This is a genomic window from Gluconobacter sp. P1D12_c (assembly GCF_018812105.1).
Classification (GTDB): Bacteria; Pseudomonadota; Alphaproteobacteria; order Acetobacterales; family Acetobacteraceae; genus Gluconobacter; species Gluconobacter oxydans_A.
This window is the reverse complement of the sequence record NZ_JACSIQ010000009.1, coordinates 68,174-86,691: the sequence shown is the minus strand read 5'-3', so window position 1 is coordinate 86,691 and position 18,518 is coordinate 68,174. Positions and strand designations below refer to the sequence as shown.

Below are 18,518 nucleotides of genomic sequence, written 5' to 3'. Positions count from 1 at the left end.
CTTCCTATATTGAGAATCATTCTCATTGTCGCTTTAAGGGCAATCGCTTTTATCCTTTTGCAGGATCGTGATGCGATGCACCCGAAACATTCCATCCGGCCCCTTGGGCCACTTTCTCTTGCCGCTGGTCTGACATTGGTGGGCACGGCCGCCCATGCCCAGTCCACCTCGCACCATCACAAAACGCGCCATTCACAAGGGCGGCGCAACGCAACATCTGTTTCCAAGGAGACACCGAAAACTACGGCTCCAATGCCGCATTCTGATGTTCAGCAAGCCAGTAGTGTGGAGGCCAGCGCCGCAGAGGCCGAGCACCTGCATGTCGTCGGTTCGCCGATGAACATTCTGCAGACGCCGATGGGCATTAGCCGCCTCCCGGATGATGTTCTGCATACACCGCAGACCATCAACGTTGTGCCTAAAGTCCTGATGGAGCAGCAGAACGTCAAATCCCTTGATGAAGCCCTGCGCAATGTTCCTGGCATCACAGCGTCCGTCGGAGAGGGCGAAGGTGGAATGGCGGGAGACCAGTTCCTCATCCGTGGTTTCCAGGCTCAGAACGATATTTACGAAAACGGCTTACGAGATTTTGGTGTCTATACCCGGGATAGCTTCGATTATGACCATATTTCGGTCATCAAAGGGCCGTCCTCGGAAGTGTTTGGTAATGGCACAACCGGGGGCGCCATCAATATCACGACAAAAGTCGCCCATCTGGGTGATAGCTACGGTGCCAGCCTGTCTGGTGGTTCCGGCGATTACGCACGCGGTACGCTCGACTTCAACAAACAAATCGGTGAATCCACGGCCATTCGTATTACGGGCATGGGAAATGAGAACAACACCGTCGGCCGGAATGACGTATATTCCCATCGCTGGGGTATCGCGCCCTCCATCGCTTTTGGCCTGGGCAAACGTACGACTTTTACGCTGGAATATTTTCATCAGACCGACAATCGTGTTCCTGATTACGGCGTACCCGTCATCACGAAGCCTGGAACGGCCATTGCCAAACCCGCTACTGAATATGGCCTGAACCGTAATAACTGGTATGGAACGAGTTACGATCAGGATGCTTCGAACGTGGACATGCTGACGGGGCGCCTGAAATTCGACCTCAATAAATACGTCACGCTCTACAACGATCTTCGTGGGGGCATGTACAGCAGGTATTTTTCAGCATCCCAGCCGGGATGTGACACGACGTGCGCCACAGAATTCTTTACCAATCCTGCTGCTGCACAGATCAATCGACGCGGTCATCTCGGTGGTCCTGAGCCCTATCAGCAGAATGACTGGTCTGTTCAGGATGTCTTTTCAGGCGTCGCCAAATTTTCTACGGGCCGTTTTCGCCACCAGATCGTTGCCGGTGTTGATATCGAGCATGTGTACGACCGGCGGACGAATTATGCATATAATTTCAATGGTCAGAATGGCACCCGAACAGACACAACCAGCCTAACTCATCCTTCTTCAACACAGTCCGGCTTGTTGCTCGGCTCTCTTGGCCAATACAGCTCCAACCTCGTGAATATTTCTGGCGTTGGTCATGCTTTGTACAAGACTGGTGATGCAACAGACGTCGGTGCTTTCTTTTCCGACCAGATCTGGTTGGCATCGTGGTTCTCGGTGCGTGGTGGTTTCCGTTGGGACCATTGGGACAGCCATTATTCAGCAAATGGCGGCACAACAGGCGGCGGTGTTTCGTATGGTCAGACACAGGATACGTTCAATCCGAACGTCAGTCTCATGTACACGCCAACCAGTAATATCATGGTTTACTTCAATTGGGCTCAGTCCACGACGCCTATGGGCTTGTATGTGACCAACAGTTCGGAGCCCTTGAAATCCTCAACGCAAGGTTTCAGTCCGGAGCGCAGCAGCCTCTACGAATTGGGTGCAAAGTATAATGCATTCCATGGTCGTATGGGCTTTACGGCCTCTGTGTTCCGTCTTGAAAAGGGCAATGCCCTCATGACGGATGCTGCAACCGGCACAGTCTCATCCTCCAGCGACAGGCAGCGCAATCAGGGCGTCGAACTCAGTGTGTCCGGTGAGATCCTGAAGAACTGGACCATGATCGGCACCTACGCCTACTACGACGCAACCACAGTCAGCTCCCTGACGGCTGCGGACGTTGGCAAGCGTATTCAGTACGCGCCGAAAAATTCGGCAACCATCTGGTCCACCTACACCATCGCTCCCAATCGTCCCTGGAACCTGACGTTTGGTGGCGGGCTGACATGGCGCGACGGGGTTTGGCTCAATGCCGCCAATACGGCGCGTGTTCCTGCCACCATGGAGTGGGATGCCGTGATTTCCCATAATTTCGGCAAGCACTGGCGGATCGCCATGAATGGCTACAACCTCGATAACCGCCTGAACTACAGCAACCTGTTCTCTGACCGCGCAACACCTGCAGTCGGTCGCTCCTTCCTGGCCAATATTTCGGCCAATTATTGAGCCTCATGTCAGGCCGGATTATTCCGGCCTGATTTTTGCGTCCTCGGTGGAGGGCGGTACGCCCATTTCTTTCAGACGATCCTGAACTCGTGTTTCCAGAGCCTGGTCTCTTTTGTTTCCCAGAAGAGCCAGCTTCTTGTTCATCGCCAGAAGAATATCAGACGTGGCCTCCACAACAGCCTTGCGCCACCAGCCCAGCGCTTCGTCAATCTGGCCAGCATCCACCAGCGCCGTCGCATAGTTGTGCTGCCCCCGGTAATCTCCACCTTCTGCTGACTTCCGATACCAGTCCAAGGCTGCCGCGCGGTCTTGGGGCACAACCCAGCCTTCCTCCAGAAAACGCGCATACAGGTTCATGGATTTGGCATGGCCGTTATGCGCCGCTGTTCGAAACAGATTGAGCGCCTTAGGCAGATCCTGGGGCTGCCCGATGCCCCGCATGGTCAGAATGCCCAGATTATAGCGGCCCCATTCGTCTCCAGCTTCAGCCGCTGCTGTATAACACCGGGCGGCTTCCTGAAGGTCTTTTTCGCATCCCCAGCCGAATTGAAAGCACCGGCCCCGCATATTGTGCCCCGGTCCGAACCCAGCCTTTGCGGCAATGGTAAACCATTCCAGTGCTCCGATAGGGTCTTTGGGAACATAAATGCTCTCCAGCAGGATCTGTCCCCATTGGACGATTTCCAGATGGTGCCCTTTCAGGGCTTTCTCACGGATGATCTCGATATGAGACGGCAGCAGAGGGGCTGCCTCACGTTCGGGTGGGCGGGGAAATATTTTCCTGAAAACGCGCTTCATGCCGGGGTCACCATTCGCCCTGTCCGAATGCAGAAAATACTGCCGCCGGACTTTAGCTTCCCAGGTCGTTCAAGCAAAGCGCCAGCTGTTTAAAGCGATGTATTTGCCGAAAGCGCAGGTACGATCTGCTGAACGTCGAAGCCGTCCTTTTTCAGAAGCGCAGGAAGTCCTTGTGGGCCCGCCATGTGTAAAGACCCAACTGCCACGAACAGGGACTTTCCAGAATCATGAAGGGTCAGAATTTTCTGGGCCATCGCTGCATTTCGCTCATCAATCATGTGGAACGTCTGGCGTTTCTCCTGTGGTGTCCGCTCACATTTGCACCATTGTTTGTACTGGTTCAGTCGCGTCAGATCGCTGCGTCCCCACATCGCAATCAACTGATCTTCATCTTTCCGCGCTTCCCCCGACGAAATCTGCTTGATGGTTTCATCAATGAAGGCATTTTCTTCGGACAGTTTCGGGGAGATCAGGAGGTTACGCTGTGTCTGAATATCTTCGAGAGCGATAACTTCTTTTTTCAGGCTGCCAGCCATTCCTTGAAGGACAAAGTCGACGGCATAATCGGGATAATATCCATCCGCGCGCGCAGCTGACGCGCTAAGCCCGGCCGCTTCAAGGCCGATTGCCGTAGTGGCAAAGCCTGCCGTGGGAATGCAGAGTTCATCTGCCAGGGCATCGAGTTTTTTCTTCCGCCCGGAAGCAATCAGCTTTTCACGGTTGGCTGGTTCTTCGGGTTTGCGAAGGGCTGCCAGTGTCTGGGGATCCTGCAGATTCAGTTCAAGCGCAACAGCCTGACTTCGCAGGATGGCGGACCGTATGAGCGGCCCAGGCATCAGCCATTCTTCGCGAGAGGCATGAACAGTGCCGTACAGCCAAGACGTATGACCATCTTTCGTGGCTTTCCACAGAAAACCGCGGTCCTGGGATGTCATCAGAAGATGAGGCAGATCAGATTTGGACGGAACAGCTGCCGGCGCCGGACAACGAGGGGCCTGTGCTACCGCGAGAGAAGGAGCAATCGCCAGGATCGCAGCCAGCCAGAATGTCTTCATGAAAATGCCCCTGTACAGATCTTCTGCCAAAACAGATCATGCTTCTGCCCCTGAAACAATCCATGACCAGACCTGTCATTCAATTGTCTTGAAGGCCTGAATAACAGCGTTTTTGGCAGAACATGACGCGGTTTACCCTCAGAAGACTTGACCACATCCCCGCCCAATCTCCATATGGTCCCCCTTATTTTGTGTGAATGACCAAAGTTGGCCCGTCCCATGTCCGACAAGTCCGATACGACCTTCAAAGAACAGCAGGACCGCTACCGCGATACTGTGTTCCTGCCGCGCACCGGCTTCCCCATGCGGGGTGGCCTGCCGAAGCGTGAGCCTGAGACGCTTGCCCGCTGGGCGGCCATGGATCTGGACGGGAAAATCCGTGAGGAAGGGAAGGGACGCCCGGTCTTCACGCTGCATGACGGCCCTCCGTATGCCAACGGGCACATTCACATTGGTCATGCGCTGAACAAGGTGATGAAAGACGTCATCAACCGTGCGCATCGTATGTCCGGTTTCGAAGTCCGCTATCAGCCGGGATGGGACTGTCATGGTCTGCCGATCGAATGGCGGATCGAGGAACAGTATCGTAAGGCTGGCAAGGACAAGGATCAGGTTCCCCTGCTTCAGTTCCGTGCAGAGTGTCGCCAATATGCCGCCGAGTGGGTGAGCAAGCAGGCGGAAGACTTCAAACGCATCGGTGTTCAGGCCGAGTGGGCCAATCGTTACGTCACGATGGACTACAGCTCTGAAGCCAAAATCGTTGGAGAAATCGGCAAGTTCCTGCTGAATGGCGGTCTGTATCGGGGTCTACGCCCTGTTATGTGGAGCCCCGTCGAGAAGACCGCGCTGGCCGAAGCCGAGATCGAATACCACGACGTTGATTCCACCACGATCTTCGTTGCCTTCCCGATCATCAAGGACCCGACGCCGGGGGACGCCCTTGATGGCGTCTCAGCCGTTATCTGGACCACAACGCCTTGGACCATTCCAGCCAACCGCGCGCTCGCTTATGGTCCGGACATCACTTACGTGGTTCTGCGTGCTGACGAGATCACGGAAGCCAGCGTTGTCCCCCAGGGCGCGCGTCTGCTGATCGCGGAAGACCGTGTTGAGGCCTTCTGCGCTGAAACCGGTATCAGTGCGCATCACATTCTTTACACGCTGCCCGGCAGCGCGCTGGAAGGTGCTATTGCCGCGCATCCGCTGCGTGGTCGTGGTTACGAATATGACGTGCCGATGCTTCCGGGCGACTTCGTCACGACAGATGCTGGTACGGGCCTTGTTCATATGGCGCCGTCTCATGGTCAGGATGACTTTATCGTCTGCCGCCAGTTCGGCATTGAAGTGCCGGAACTGGTGCAGGATGACGGTCGCTACGCGTCATGGGTTCCGCATCTCGAAGGCATCCATGTTTTCAAAGCGGCTGACCCGGTCTGCGATCTGCTGACGGAAGCCCGTCAGTCCGCTGAACATGACGACGCGCCAGCGACCGGTCTTATGGCGCGCAGCAAGATCCGTCATTCGTATCCGCATTCCTGGCGCTCCAAAGCGCCGATCATCTTCCGCGCCACACCTCAATGGTTCATCGCGATGGATGGGGAAACGAAGCTGCGCGAGAAGGCTCTCAAAGCGCTTGATCCTGTCACCTTCGTGCCTGAGGCCGCCCGTCGCCGCCTGACCTCCATGGTCGAGCAGCGTCCGGACTGGTGCATCTCCCGTCAGCGCGCGTGGGGCGTGCCGATTGCCGTCTTCGTCGAGAAGCGGAGCGGTGAAGTTCTGCGTGATGCAGACGTCATGGACCGGATCGTCAAGGCTTTCCACGAAAAGGGTGCGGACGTCTGGTACGACACAGACCCGGCTGTTTTCCTTGGTCCAAACCGTGACCCGGCGGATTACGAACAGGTCTTCGATATTGTGGACGTGTGGTTTGAATCCGGCTCCACGCATCAGTTTGTTCTGGGGCAGGAAGGCCTGAACTTCCCGGCAGACGTCTATCTGGAAGGCTCTGATCAGCATCGCGGCTGGTTCCAGTCATCCCTGCTGGAAAGCGTCGGCACACGTGGCGTCGCCCCCTACAAAGCCCTTGTGACGAACGGCTTCGTGCTGGACGAGCAGGGCCGCAAGATGTCCAAGTCCCTCGGGAACGTCATTGCCCCGGCAGACGTCACGGACTCACTGGGCGCTGACATTCTGCGCCTGTGGGTGCTGAACTCCGACACGAACGAAGATCTGCGCATCGGCAACGAGATCCTGAAGCAGCAGGGCGAACTGTACCGTCGCCTGCGCAACACCCTGCGCTGGCTGCTGGGCGCGCTGGATGGCTTCACGGAAGAAGAGGCTGTCTCCTACGCTGAAATGCCGCCGCTGGAGCAGTATATCCTGCACCGCCTCTCGGAACTGCGCGGCCTGATCAGCACGGCCGTCGAAACGCATCAGTGGGTGGGTGTCTATCCGGCCCTGCATGGTTTCTGCACGACGGATCTGTCCGCCTTCTATTTCGACATCCGTAAGGACGCGATCTACTGCGACGCTCCTTCTGATCTGACGCGCCGCGCCTCCCGCACGGTTCTGGATGCACTGCACCGTGCGCTTTGCACCTGGCTGGCACCCGTTCTGGTCTTCACCGCAGAAGAAGCCTGGAGCGCCCGTTTCGGTGAAGAGAGCAGCATCCATCTGGAGCAGTTCTTTGAGCCTGAGGCCGAGTGGAACAACCCGGAACTGGGCGCCAACTGGGACGAGATCCGCGCTTACCGCCGCCTTGTCACGACCGAGCTGGAAACAGCCCGCCGTGATGGCGTCATCGGCGCCTCTCTGGAAGCCAGTGTGACGCTTCCGATCTCACAGGAAGAGGCAGCGTCTCTTACCGGAATTGACTGGGCAGAGCTGCTCATCACGTCCCACGCGGAGATCGAGCTTCTTCCGGGCGAAACAGTTCACGGTGGCCCAGAAGTCGAGCGTGCGCCGGGCCACAAATGTGCCCGTTGCTGGAAGGTGCTTCCGGATGTGGGTGAAAATGCCGAGCATCCGGCCCTGTGCCGTCGCTGCGTCAGTGTGGTGAGTGCCTGATGTCCCTCTGGCAGGAAGGTATGAGCCGTATGGGGCGGCTGGTTCTTGGGCTCGCCCTGCTGGTTCTGGTCCTCGTGCTGGATCAGGCCAGCAAAGACTGGATTCTCTACGGTTATAATCTGCCGGAGAAAGGGTCCGTTCAGATCCTCCCATTCCTGAACTTCACTATGGTCTGGAACCATGCCGTGACGTTTGGAATGTTTGGTGGTCTGGGCAGCAAAGGGCCTCTGGTCTTCTGCACGGTCTCGCTGCTGGCTGTCTGCCTGCTGGTCTGGACCATGACAAAGACGCGCCGAACACTGGTTGCCGGCGCCTGCGGGGCCATCGCAGGCGGCGCCATCGGTAACGTCATTGACCGCCTGCGGTACGGCGCTGTTGTAGACTTCCTCCATGCTCATGCCTTCGGCTGGTCATGGTATGTCTTCAACATTGCCGATGCCGGTATTGTGTGTGGAGTGGCCGTCTGGCTGATCGACTCTCTTCTTGCTGAACGTAACAGCCAGCCGCAGTGAGCAAGGGGAGCTTGCCCCCACGCTGTGTGGACTGTAGGACTATCCCATCATGATCGCGTCCCAGGGTCCCTCAATGCGCCGTAACCGTCTTCCAGTTGCCCGTCTCAGCGTACAGATGGGTGCAATTGCTTCATTCGGCCTGATGCTGTCTGGTTGCTCAGGCAGCGATCTGGAGCGGGCCTTCGGCATGGAACGCTACATGCCAGACGAATACACCGTCACGACGCGTGCTCCGCTGTCTATGCCGCCTACAGAGAAGATGCAGCTTCCTGGTGCTGCCGACGCGCACCGTCCGGACGAGAGCCCGCGGATGCAGGCTCTTGAAACGCTGTCTCCGGATGCAGCCCTTCACCCGTTTAACGGTGAAAACAGCAGCGGCCAGTCCGCGCTGGTGGGCGAGGTGGACAAGGCTTCGGGTGCTCCCAACAATGCCGAACTCGGTGCTGCCGATGCGGGCTTTGTTGACAACCTGATGTTCTGGAAGGGCGGCCAAGCTGGCTCGGTGGTCGACGGAGACGCTGAAAACCGCCGTATTCGTGAGAACTCGGCTCTGGGGCGCAACCCTGCAACAGGCGCTACCCCGACCGTCAAGAAAAAGAGCGGTCACTTTCTGGGCGTGCTGTAAACAGCACTCTCCCTGCCTTCAGGATTGTGAGTCACCGTCCTGTCTGAGAAAAATTCCCTTGCACGCCCGGTTATCCGTCGGCTTTCAGGTCATGTTGTTGATCTGATTGCGGCGGGTGAGGTGATTGAACGCCCGGCTGCGGCTCTGAAAGAGCTTGTCGAGAACGCGATTGATGCTGGCGCCACACGCCTTGTGGTCGCCCTTCGCGCTGGCGGCACAGATCGTATTGATGTCACCGACAATGGTTGCGGCATGACGCCGGAAGAGCTGGACATGGCTGTCCAGCGCCATTGCACATCCAAATTGCAGGACGAACGTCTCGTTCAGATCCGCACGCTTGGTTTCCGTGGAGAAGCCCTGCCATCCATTGGGGCAAGCGCGCGCCTTTCCATTACATCCCGAACAGCCGAATCTGACACGGCCTGGTGCATTCGTGTCGATGGAGGCGTTATCACGCCGCCGCACCCATCCTCCGGTCCGGTGGGCACACGGATTGTGGTTACGGATCTGTTCTTCGCCACCCCTGCGCGACGCAAATTTCTTAAAAGCCCGCGTGTTGAAAACAGTCATGCCGAATCGGTCATGCGGCGTCTGGCTCTGAGCGCGCCGCATTGCGCCATGCGCGTCACGCTGGACGACAAGGTCCTGTTTGACCTACCCGAACAGAGCCCTATCGCCCGGACGGCAACGGTTCTGGAGACAACACCAGACACGCTGATCCCGCTTGATGAACAGCGCGGCCATATACGCCTGTCCGGATTTGCATGTGGCCCTGCCAAAACCAAGGCTACCGGTTCGGGTCAGTTCATCATGGTCAATCACCGCCCGGTTACAGATCCCATGCTGCGGACAGCCATCCGTGTGGCGTATCGTCCCGTCATTGAGCGGGGGCGTTTTCCGGTGATGGCTCTTCATCTCAAGGTGCCTCTGGAGCGACTGGATGTGAACGTACATCCTGCCAAGACGGAACTGCGCTTTGCCGATGAAGCTGAAGTCCGGGCACTCGTTATTGGCGGTTTGGGTCGGGCACTCGGGCATGGGTCTAGCGGCGGAGGCGGAATCCACGCCAGCTTTGGATCACGTCCAGCGCGTCCTTCAATTTCCTATCCGTCGCGGCCAGACGTTCCTGTTGAACTGCCCTCTTTCAATGAGTTCCGGGCAGAGTCAGCAGCATCGTTGCCCTTAAGTGTGCCAAAGGCAGCGCCATTCGCTCCCGATCGATCGGGGTTTGCTGAACAGGAAGCCGGTTTTGCGCCGGCTGCGCGTGCGCCCCAACCTGTCCCAGAGCATCTTGACGCCTCTTTTCCGCTCGGCGCTTCGGTGGCTCAGGTCTTTGACACATATATTATTGCCGTTGCCCCTGATGGGGATCTGGTTCTCGTGGATCAGCATGCGGCTCATGAGCGTCTGACTCATGAGCGCTTGCGAGAGCAATATGCCAGCGGAACTTTACGGTCTCAGGCTCTTCTTCTGCCTGAAGTCGTGGACCTTCCCCGACGGGACGCTGAGGCTCTGCTGGCAAGGTCTGAAGATCTGTCCAGACTGGGGATAGACCTCGAATCCTTTGGCGCAGGGAGTGTGCTGCTTCGATCAGTCCCCGCCCTTCTCGGCACAAAGGACGTTCAGGGCCTTCTGCGGGATGTAGCGGATGAACTCGCCAATGATCCGGATCTTGATGCTGGCAATACGGATAGTTTTTCCAATCGTCTGGATGCCATTCTGGCCCGGATGGCCTGTCATGGAAGCATTCGCGCGGGCCGACGCCTGAAACCGGAAGAAATGGATGCCCTTTTGCGGGAAATGGAGCGTACTCCGCGCGCCAATACCTGTTCGCACGGCCGTCCAACCTGGTTAAAACTGACGCGTAGCGAGATCGAGCGTCTTTTCGGGCGTATTAAATAGTCGCCCGATTGTGATCCCATTGCTTGATCTGAGGCATGGACGGCGTGCTCTTGCGGGTGTGTCTGTAACCAGTCGCTGAACAGGCGTAAATTTTGGAACCATGGAGTCCGCTGGCTGCGCTTTGAAGGTAGCAACGCCAGAAACGTTGAAGGAAGAATACAGACATGCCGGCCAGCTCCAGCAGGAACACGGTTTTCCTTGATGCCCTTCGTTCGATCGTTGGCCGTCGTCATGTTCTGACCAAGCCCAACGCGACTTATCGCTTCCGTAAAGGATACCGGTTTGGGCTCGGCGATGTGCTGGCCGTTCTGCAGCCGGGAAACCTTGTTGAACTGTGGAAAGCTGCCAAGCTCTGTGCTGAAAGCGGCAAGATCATCATCATGCAGGCCGCTAACACTGGCCTGACCGGTGGCTCTACACCAGACGGCAATGACTACGACCGCGAGATCGTCATCATCAGCACGAACCGGCTGGATGGCATCCACCTGATCGGTGAGGGGCGGCAGGTTGTCTGTCTTCCTGGCTCGACCCTGCATGATCTGGAAGAAAAGCTCGCCAAGATTGGCCGCGAGCCCCACTCGGTTATTGGCTCATCCTGTATCGGTGCCTCTGTTCTCGGGGGTGTGAGTAACAATTCCGGCGGCGCTCTGGTCCAGCGCGGGCCTGCTTTCACGGAAATGGCCCTGTTCGGTCAGATGGGGGCAGATGGGAAACTGCATCTCGTCAACCATCTGGGAATCCGCCTTGCAGGTGATCCAGAGCAGATTCTTTCTGCCGTCCAGGCTGGGCAACTTCCGGATAGCGCTATCGACTGGAACGCAGGCCGCGGCCATGACGCTGGTTACGCCCAGCATGTGCGGGACGTGGATGCTGAAACGCCTGCACGCTTTAATGCGGATCCCAACCGCTGGCATGAAGCCGCTGGATGCGCGGGGAAGCTGGTTGTGTTTGCCGTTCGCCTCGACACCTTCAAGGCCAATAAGAATCCAGCGGTGTTCTACATCGGGACCAACAGCACGCAGGATCTGGAAGACCTACGCCGCCATATCCTCACAAGCTTCGACGAGCTGCCAATCGCCGGGGAATATATCCACCGCGACGCGTTCAATATTGCCGAAGTGTATGGCAAGGACACGACAGCCATCATTCGCTACATGGGCACACGGTTCCTGCCCACGTTTTTCGGTCTGAAATCCCGGTTTGATATTGCCGTACAGCGCATCCCGGGCATTTCAGGCCACCTGAGTGACCTGTTGCTTCAGGCGTTCAGCAAGGTCATTCCCAAGCAGCTCCCAGCACGCATGTGTGATTTCCGGGATCGTTTCGAGCATCATCTCATGCTCAAGGTATCGGCGGAGCTTGCAGCGCCCGTCAAAGCGTATCTTGAAGAATGGCACTCAAAAACGTCTGGCGATTTCTTTGCCTGCACCCCGGAAGAAGGCAAGCTGGCGTTCCTTCATCGCTTTGCCGCAGCCGGAGCAGCCATCCGTTATCGTGCCGTTCATTCAAAGACGGCAGAAGACATTGTTGCTCTTGATGTGGCGCTGCGCCGAAATGACCGGGAGTGGTTTGAAACCCTGCCGAAAGAGATTGAAGACAAGCTTATCGTCAAACTCTACTACGGCCACTTCTTCTGCCACGTGATGCATCAGGATTACGTGGTGAAAAAGGGCTACAACGCCATGGCCGTGGAACACTCCATGCTGCCAGGTTTGGAAGCCCGGGGCGCCCGTTATCCTGCCGAGCATAACGTTGGTCATCTTTACGATGCGCCGGAAGAGATGATCGAACACTATCGCAGTCTGGATCCATGCAACTGTTTCAATCCGGGTATTGGCAAAGCCACCAAACGCCGGAACTGGGTTGCTGAAAGCGTCTGATTATCCTTTGCCCGGATGGTCAGTGCAGAGTGGCTTTCCGGGCTGTGAGAACGTTGCCGAGAGACGCAACAACGATGCACAGAACGCCTGCCCATCGTGTGATCGACAGCGCTTCGCCCAGAAAGATCCAGCCTGAAACGGCGCCGAGCATGGGCTCCATGCTCAGCAGAATCCCAAGGTCTTTCGGCCTAAGGCGACGCATGGCCATCATGTCGAGAATATAAGGCACGGCTGAGGAGAGAACGGCCACGCTGAGGGCCGCTCCACCTTGCCAGGGATGCGTGATGACGGTGGGAATTGTGGGGATCAGGCAGGGAAGAAGAAAAATTCCCGCCGTTGCCATACCCAGCGTCGTTGCTTGCCCCGCATCCAGGATCTTCCCCATGCGTGTGCCTGTGAGGATGTACACGATCCATCCGCAGCCACTCAGGAGTGCTGCACAGACTCCGAATATATCCAGAGCATGGGCAGATCCGGCAACGGCTGCCGTCTCTGGGCGCAGTAGCAGATACAGTCCAGAGATTACAAAGAGCACCCAGCACAGGTCGAGCCAGCGACGTGACCCAGCAAGTGCGAGCGTCAGCGGGCCCGTGAATTCAAGTGCAACCACGATTCCCAGTGGCAGGCGAACCAGCGCCACATAGAAGCAGAAGTTCATGACCGCGACAGACGCGCCATAAGGCACCAGCAGCTTCAGGGCAGCTGGTGTCAGGGTCATGCGAGTCGGGCGCCAGATGGCCAGCAGAATAAGCGCGGCCATACAGACACGCAGCCCCACCATCCCGGTCGGACCAAAGAGCGGAAAAAGCCCCTTCGCCAGCGTGGCGCCGATCTGGAAGGAGGATATCCCTCCGATCAGGAGCCCTACCGCCTTGAGTTGTCCGTATTTTTCAACAGGCTGCACACCAGTGGTCACGTTCAGACGTCAAGATCTTCGACGGAACGGGCGTGCTCCTGAATGAAGCGGAATCGGAGTTCCGGCTTGCGCCCCATGAGGCTTTCCACGCGTTCGCTTGTCAGCGCGCGATCCTCAGGAAGAGCAACAACCCGCAGAAGCGTCCGGCGTGCAGGGTCCATCGTCGTCTGCTTGAGGTCCTTCACAGGCATCTCGCCCAGACCCTTGAATCGGGACACTTCGACCTTTGCATTGGACTTGAAGTCCGCCTTGATGCGCTTGTCACGGTCCTGATCGTTCATCGCATAGACCGTCTTTGCCCCATGCGTCAGGCGATACAGCGGCGGCTGAGCCAGATGCAAATGCCCATGACGGATCAGTTCCGGCATCTCGCGATAGAAGAACGTCATCAGAAGGGAGGCGATATGCGCACCGTCGACGTCTGCGTCTGTCATAATGATGACGCGGCCGTAGCGAAGCCGGCTGATGTCGAAAGACGCCCCCAGACCGCAGCCAAGAGCTTCCGTCAGGTCACGGAGTTCCTGATTCCCGCGCAGCTTGTCGGCGGTGGCGGAGGCGACGTTAAGGATCTTGCCGCGCAGTGGCAGAACAGCCTGCGTTTCCCGGTCACGTGCCTGGCGCGCAGAGCCACCGGCCGATTCGCCCTCGACCAGAAACAGTTCGGTCTCGGAGGCATTCTCGCGGGTGCAGTCTGTCAGCTTGCCGGGAAGGCGCAGTTTGCGGGTTGCACTTTTCCGCGCTGTTTCCTTGACTTCACGACGGCGCAAACGCTCTTCAGCGCGCTCCACCAGGAATGCCAGAAGATTATCGGCCTGCTGCGGGTTCCCGCCGAGCCAATGGTCGATTCGGTCACGCAGGGCGCCTTCTACAAGACGCGAGGCTTCCTGATTGGTCAGTTTGTCCTTGGTCTGGCCCTGAAACTGCGGGTCACGAATAAAGACAGAAAGCTTGGCCGCAACGGCGCCAAGAACATCTTCAGCCGTAATCGCTGCTGCGCGTTTGACCTTCCGTTGGTCCCCCCAGGAACGGAAACCCTTAACCAGAGCGGCTCGGAAGCCCGCTTCATGCGTTCCGCCCTGCGGCGTGGGAATCGTGTTGCAGTAGGAGGTGAGTGTGGATGTACCAGCTTCCAGAAACGCGACAGCCCACTCTACCTTGCCACCTGTCCGGCCGTCGGCTGCCAGAGGCAGCTCAGCTTCTCCGGCCCAAAGTGGCGTCAACAGATCAGGGTTGGCACCGAGTTCTGCCATCAGGGCATCTTCCAGACCATTCGGAAACTGGATCGTGGCTTCAACTGGTGTTTCGTCGCCAGCCTTGATCAGCTCCGGATCACATTTCCACTGAATGATGACGCCACGGAACAGGGCGGCCTTGGAGCAGCAGAGCCGGTACAGGCGGGATGCGGAAAAATGAAGATTCCCGAAGATTTCCGGATCCGGCGAAAATCGGACCGTGGTGCCTCGGCGATTGGGAGCCTTGCCGACTTCGGCCAAAGGGCCAAGCGGCACACCACGGGAGAAATCCTGCCGATAAAGTACCCGGTCCCGGGCGACCTCCACTTCGAGCTTCTCGGAGAGTGCGTTGACAACCGAACTGCCGACACCATGCAGGCCGCCAGACGTATCATACGCCTTGCCAGAAAATTTTCCGCCCGCATGAAGCGTCGTAAAGATCACTTCCAGCGCGGATTTATCCGGGAATTTGGGGTGAGGGTCCGTTGGGATGCCACGGCCGTTATCGCGCACCATGAGTGTCCGCGGGCCTTCCAGTCGCATTTCGATGCTACTGGCATGGCCGGCTACGGCTTCATCCATGGCGTTATCGAGAATTTCGGAGGCAAGGTGATGATAGGCGTTATCATCCGTGCCACCGATATACATTCCAGGGCGACGACGAACAGGCTCCAGTCCTTCAAGGACCTCGATATCCTGTGCGCCATAATCCGTGTTGACGGCGCCTTTGCGGCCGCCAGTCGCCTTGGTATTTCCTGCTTTGCCTGACTCGAACAGATCGCTCATGTCTGCGTTGTCGCCGCCCCAGTCCGGAACGTCAAGAGAACGCTTCCGGACGGAACAGAACGACTGACTTCCGGCAGCAGATCAGGCGCGGTGCGTGCGGCGGGTCGTGGTGCTTTTGGTTGTGCCATGGCGCGGACGACGGTCAACCGTGGCAGGTGCTGCACAGCTCTCATAGGAGGCAGGCTGCGCTACGTCCTTGGCTTCTGCGTAGTGAGCCAGATCAGACGCGCTTTCGAGTGCATCGATCTCATCGAACATAGCTGTGCGCTGTTCACAGAAGACCGTGCCGGACTTCAGGCCGCCAAGAGACTGCACATCAGCCAGTTGCGTAATGTAATCATCATGAGCTGCCTGAGCGCGGCGACCGTATGTGGTGCGGAAATAGCCATCAAGGCGCTTTTCCGCGTCCAGAAGGGACGGGCGGAACTTGGCAACGAATGCGTTGTAGCGATCCTGCGACTTGCAGGAGAGAGCCGTTACCATCAGTTCGGACTTCAGGCCCGCGACGTCAAAAGCTTCATGAGCTGGGGAGTTGCCGCACTCAGCTGCGAAAGCTGGCGTGGCATGAGCGGCGAACAGTGTTGTGCACGCCAGGCCAGCACCAGCCAGACGGACGAAGGAACGACGGAAAAACGAAGGCATCGACAAACTCCACAAGGCCGGGACTGATGGCCGGAAACAGACAGACAGCATAATCCGGGCTTGCGGCCCGCGGAAAGATGAATCCGCATGTGAGAAACGTGCGGCAAGCTCTTTACCTGCAACATAATTTCGTGGCGGAAAATGGGCGTTGGCGTTCTCAATTGTAATTTATCGCGCCGACCGCAAAAAAAGCCCTGAAAGTGCGCTTAAGGGAGACGGACAGGCTTTCACCCTCCCTCGTCCTGTTCTACATGCGAACGTCTATCTTGTCGCGGGAAGCGCGGCATTAAGTCTGTCACGAGCGTTGGAGTTGACCGTGCGCCTGCGAGGTTCCGTCATTACCCTGGGATCGGCCTTTGCCTTTTCCCTGCTTCTTTCCGGCTGCGCACAGCAGGCGATCGTTCAACGCTCTGTGACGCCGAACCCCTTCGGCTACCAGAAGGTTTCTGCAGTCTGCCACGTCTCGCCGGTCACAACCGCCGCTGATGGCACGATGAACGTGGACATGACCGTTCGCAGTGACGATGGCCTCTGTGCGATCTCCGTGCAGAAATCCTTTGGCAGCAGCTATTCCTCTTTCGGTGTGAATCCTGCGCCGTCACACGGCAAGGCTTTCCTCTACAATTACGATGGCCACACCTACGTGAACTATACCCCTGCAACGGCCTATGCTGGTGCAGACACGTTCACGGCGGAGCTGATCCCAGGTGGTGGCAAGAAGCGCGAACACCTCGTTGTACACATCACTGTGGACGCGACCGGCGTTGTTGTTGCCAAGCCTGCTGTTACGGCACCAACGCCGAAGGCTGCTACAACCACTACGAAAAAGAAGACAGCTACGCGTCAGACGACACGTCGCAAGCATTGAAGCTCTTAATCTTCGTGACGAAAAAGGCGGGGTTTATCCCCGCTTTTTTTGTGTCGTTTTTACCGGATCAGACATAAAAAAAGCCGGCGCCTTTGACTGGGTGCCGGCTTTCAAGAGCGTTTAAAACGTAAGGCTAAACCTTACTTGAAATCGATTTCAACGCGGCGGTTCTGAGGCTCACGAGCATTCGGGCCTGTCGGAACGAGGGGGTGAGTCTCGCCAAAGCCCTGCGTGGAAATGAGGCCAGCTGCCACACCGTCACGGATCAGCTCAGCCTTCACGCTCTCAGCACGACGCTGGGACAAGCCCAGATTGTAAGCCTGACCGCGGGGGCCTGGCTGTGCAGCAGATGTGTCCGTATATCCACTGACTTCAATATGCGTAACCTGGGTCGACGTGGAGTTCTTGGCAGCTTCAGCCACCACAGACTTCGCACGCTCGCTCAGAGCAGCCGAATCCCAGTCAAAGAAGACCAGATACGTGCGTGTCGGGGCAGGCGCTGGCGCAGCGATCACTGCCGGAGCCGGTGGTGCAGGCGGCGGAGCCGGGTTGAACTCGTAACGCAGGCCTAGGAGCAACGAGTGATTGAAGTTCGTGCGGGTATCGCGGTTGCCCGTGGAAGAGCCATAAGCCTGCTTCTGATCCCAGCCGCCGTAAACGCCTGTTGCCGTAGCGTGATGACCGTTAGGACCAAGCAGGGAATAGAAACGGTATTCTGTCGTGGCAGAGAGACCAACCACCCAGGGAACAGGGAAGGACAGACCGAAGATGCCCTGATAGGCGAAGTTTCCTGCCGTACCCGTGACGTGCTGGTCGAATGCACCGCTGGGCGCATGAACATAGGTGTTCATGGACTGCCAGCCGTAGCCTACACCTGCGCCGAAATACGGATAAACCCAGGACTGCCCGATATCCATGTCAAACAGGGCATTTGCCATTACGCCGTAGCTCTGCTGGCGACCACCAACAGAAGACGGAAACAGGCTGCTCTTGAACTGCTGGAGACGGTTGTTGCGGTAATTTCCCTCAACCTCGACCCGGAACCCGTTTCCAAGGCCCCAGCCAACGCTGCCGAGTCCCGTGACGCCTGCCTGATAGTGGTCACGGCCGCTCGGGAAGACAGGAGAAAGACGGACTGTCTGATCCTGGTTGAAGCTCGCGCCGCCAGACCCGGAAACGTACAGTCCCCTGACCGGCTGCGCCTCTGCGGCCCCCATGACCAGCATCGAAACGCCTGCAGTGAGCCCGGCCCGGGCAAGCCAGGTCCTGAAAACGGATCGCTGCATCATGTCATTTCTCTCCAACCAACCCAATTTGAAAGTCTTCTTGCCGAAACTACAGGCGATGGCAACGCGCCGAACCCTTTAATGGGTGATGCGAAAGTTTCACAATGGGCATGTTCGTCGCCCAGTGTGTCCTCCCTCCCACAGTTCAGTGCATCACGTCCAGATCTGCGCGACGCGAACCGAGTGTTCGTTCCAGTGGCGTGGCCACATTCCGGACTTCCAGTTCAATGACCCAGAGGTCCGGATCATAACGACGCTGGCGTTCCAGATAGTCTTCCAGTCCGGCAGCACCTTCAACGTCCGCCCGAATCCAGTCCGAACCATTTTCACGGAGGAGGGCAACATTGTCGTCGCGGTCCCTGAGAACGATCAGGACGGCTCCCGCATCCTCATCACCTTTTTTCAGGACCATGGCGGACGTGCCGTCGGAAGAAATCCGTCGCATCACGGCGCGCACCCAGAGACCTGTTTTTAAACGTGCACCCAT

Annotated in this window: 14 protein-coding genes; 7 read left to right on the top strand and 7 right to left on the bottom strand. The window is 57.6% G+C overall.

The genetic code is table 11. The annotated features are described in order from the left end of the window. The first annotated feature begins 75 nt into the window (after window positions 1-75). On the top strand, window positions 76-2,463 hold the full coding sequence (locus KP705_RS11305; RefSeq protein WP_215764459.1) for a TonB-dependent siderophore receptor: 2,388 nt from the start codon (window positions 76-78) through the stop codon (window positions 2,461-2,463). Between the two features lie 18 nt (window positions 2,464-2,481). On the opposite strand, the gene KP705_RS11300 is transcribed toward KP705_RS11305, so the two are convergent. Continuing rightward, entirely contained in the window at window positions 2,482-3,261 is a 780-nt protein-coding gene (locus KP705_RS11300; RefSeq protein WP_046900267.1) for a tetratricopeptide repeat protein, read from the bottom strand. Window positions 3,262-3,350: 89 nt separating this feature from the next. After that, on the bottom strand, window positions 3,351-4,316 hold the full coding sequence (locus KP705_RS11295; protein WP_046900266.1) for a TraB/GumN family protein: 966 nt from the start codon (window positions 4,314-4,316) through the stop codon (window positions 3,351-3,353). Between the two features lie 219 nt (window positions 4,317-4,535). Between KP705_RS11295 and ileS the strand changes: the two genes are divergently transcribed. The 5 genes from ileS (at window position 4,536) to dld (ending at window position 12,301) form a co-directional block, all read left to right on the top strand. Beyond that, the gene (ileS, locus tag KP705_RS11290; RefSeq protein ID WP_215764458.1) at window positions 4,536-7,382 is read left to right on the top strand and encodes an isoleucine--tRNA ligase; all 2,847 of its coding nucleotides are present in this window, start codon (window positions 4,536-4,538) and stop codon (window positions 7,380-7,382) included. Beyond that, a complete protein-coding gene (gene lspA / locus KP705_RS11285; protein WP_080951423.1) occupies window positions 7,382-7,894 on the top strand; it encodes a signal peptidase II in 513 nt (170 codons plus the stop codon). The genes ileS and lspA overlap by 1 nt, the downstream gene beginning before the upstream one ends. Window positions 7,895-7,943: 49 nt before the next feature. Beyond that, on the top strand, window positions 7,944-8,519 hold the full coding sequence (locus tag KP705_RS11280; protein WP_046900263.1) for a DUF3035 domain-containing protein: 576 nt from the start codon (window positions 7,944-7,946) through the stop codon (window positions 8,517-8,519). Window positions 8,520-8,558: 39 nt separating this feature from the next. Beyond that, window positions 8,559-10,421, top strand: a complete 1,863-nt coding sequence (gene mutL, locus KP705_RS11275) for a DNA mismatch repair endonuclease MutL (RefSeq protein ID WP_215764476.1) — start codon at window positions 8,559-8,561, stop codon at window positions 10,419-10,421. 164 nt (window positions 10,422-10,585) lie between these two features. Continuing rightward, window positions 10,586-12,301 (top strand): D-lactate dehydrogenase, encoded by a 1,716-nt coding sequence (dld, locus tag KP705_RS11270; protein ID WP_215764457.1) that lies wholly within the window; start codon window positions 10,586-10,588, stop codon window positions 12,299-12,301. A gap of 19 nt (window positions 12,302-12,320) precedes the next feature. Here the strand turns inward: dld and KP705_RS11265 are convergent, their stop codons facing one another. The 3 genes from KP705_RS11265 to KP705_RS11255 form a co-directional block, all read right to left on the bottom strand. Then, window positions 12,321-13,217 (bottom strand): DMT family transporter, encoded by an 897-nt coding sequence (locus KP705_RS11265; RefSeq protein ID WP_203548184.1) that lies wholly within the window; start codon window positions 13,215-13,217, stop codon window positions 12,321-12,323. 2 nt (window positions 13,218-13,219) lie between these two features. Then, window positions 13,220-15,235 carry a DNA topoisomerase IV subunit B gene (gene parE, locus KP705_RS11260; protein WP_215764456.1) on the bottom strand — a complete coding sequence of 672 codons (2,016 nt, stop codon included), beginning with the start codon at window positions 15,233-15,235 and terminating at the stop codon, window positions 13,220-13,222. Between the two features lie 81 nt (window positions 15,236-15,316). Continuing rightward, window positions 15,317-15,877 carry a hypothetical protein gene (locus KP705_RS11255; protein WP_374195565.1) on the bottom strand — a complete coding sequence of 187 codons (561 nt, stop codon included), beginning with the start codon at window positions 15,875-15,877 and terminating at the stop codon, window positions 15,317-15,319. A 148-nt stretch (window positions 15,878-16,025) separates the two neighbouring features. Here KP705_RS11255 and KP705_RS11250 point away from each other — a divergent pair, with 148 nt between their 5' ends. Beyond that, window positions 16,026-16,745, top strand: a complete 720-nt coding sequence (locus KP705_RS11250; RefSeq protein ID WP_235271733.1) for a hypothetical protein — start codon at window positions 16,026-16,028, stop codon at window positions 16,743-16,745. A 140-nt stretch (window positions 16,746-16,885) separates the two neighbouring features. Here KP705_RS11250 and KP705_RS11245 read toward each other — a convergent pair whose 3' ends face one another. Both KP705_RS11245 and KP705_RS11240 read right to left on the bottom strand, forming a co-directional pair. Then, window positions 16,886-18,034: an OmpA family protein gene (locus KP705_RS11245; RefSeq protein ID WP_046900257.1), complete on the bottom strand. Its 1,149-nt coding sequence runs from the start codon at window positions 18,032-18,034 to the stop codon at window positions 16,886-16,888. A gap of 142 nt (window positions 18,035-18,176) precedes the next feature. Beyond that, complete coding sequence (locus KP705_RS11240) at window positions 18,177-18,518, bottom strand: DUF1491 family protein (protein ID WP_046900928.1); 342 nt, start codon at window positions 18,516-18,518, stop codon at window positions 18,177-18,179.

What these genes read in the sequence shown, in the direction of transcription:
- KP705_RS11280 (WP_046900263.1), top strand. Translation starts at nt 7,944, where the DNA reads ATGATCGCGTCCCAGGGTCCCTCAATGCGCCGTAACCGTCTTCCAGTT.
- KP705_RS11295 (WP_046900266.1), bottom strand. Translation starts at nt 4,316, where the DNA reads ATGAAGACATTCTGGCTGGCTGCGATCCTGGCGATTGCTCCTTCTCTC.
- parE (WP_215764456.1), bottom strand. Translation starts at nt 15,235, where the DNA reads ATGAGCGATCTGTTCGAGTCAGGCAAAGCAGGAAATACCAAGGCGACT.
- KP705_RS11245 (WP_046900257.1), bottom strand. Translation starts at nt 18,034, where the DNA reads ATGATGCAGCGATCCGTTTTCAGGACCTGGCTTGCCCGGGCCGGGCTC.
- KP705_RS11305 (WP_215764459.1), top strand. Translation starts at nt 76, where the DNA reads ATGCACCCGAAACATTCCATCCGGCCCCTTGGGCCACTTTCTCTTGCC.
- KP705_RS11240 (WP_046900928.1), bottom strand. Translation starts at nt 18,518, where the DNA reads ATGGGTGCACGTTTAAAAACAGGTCTCTGGGTGCGCGCCGTGATGCGA.
- KP705_RS11300 (WP_046900267.1), bottom strand. Translation starts at nt 3,261, where the DNA reads ATGAAGCGCGTTTTCAGGAAAATATTTCCCCGCCCACCCGAACGTGAG.
- ileS (WP_215764458.1), top strand. Translation starts at nt 4,536, where the DNA reads ATGTCCGACAAGTCCGATACGACCTTCAAAGAACAGCAGGACCGCTAC.
- KP705_RS11255 (WP_374195565.1), bottom strand. Translation starts at nt 15,877, where the DNA reads ATGCCTTCGTTTTTCCGTCGTTCCTTCGTCCGTCTGGCTGGTGCTGGC.
- dld (WP_215764457.1), top strand. Translation starts at nt 10,586, where the DNA reads ATGCCGGCCAGCTCCAGCAGGAACACGGTTTTCCTTGATGCCCTTCGT.
- lspA (WP_080951423.1), top strand. Translation starts at nt 7,382, where the DNA reads ATGTCCCTCTGGCAGGAAGGTATGAGCCGTATGGGGCGGCTGGTTCTT.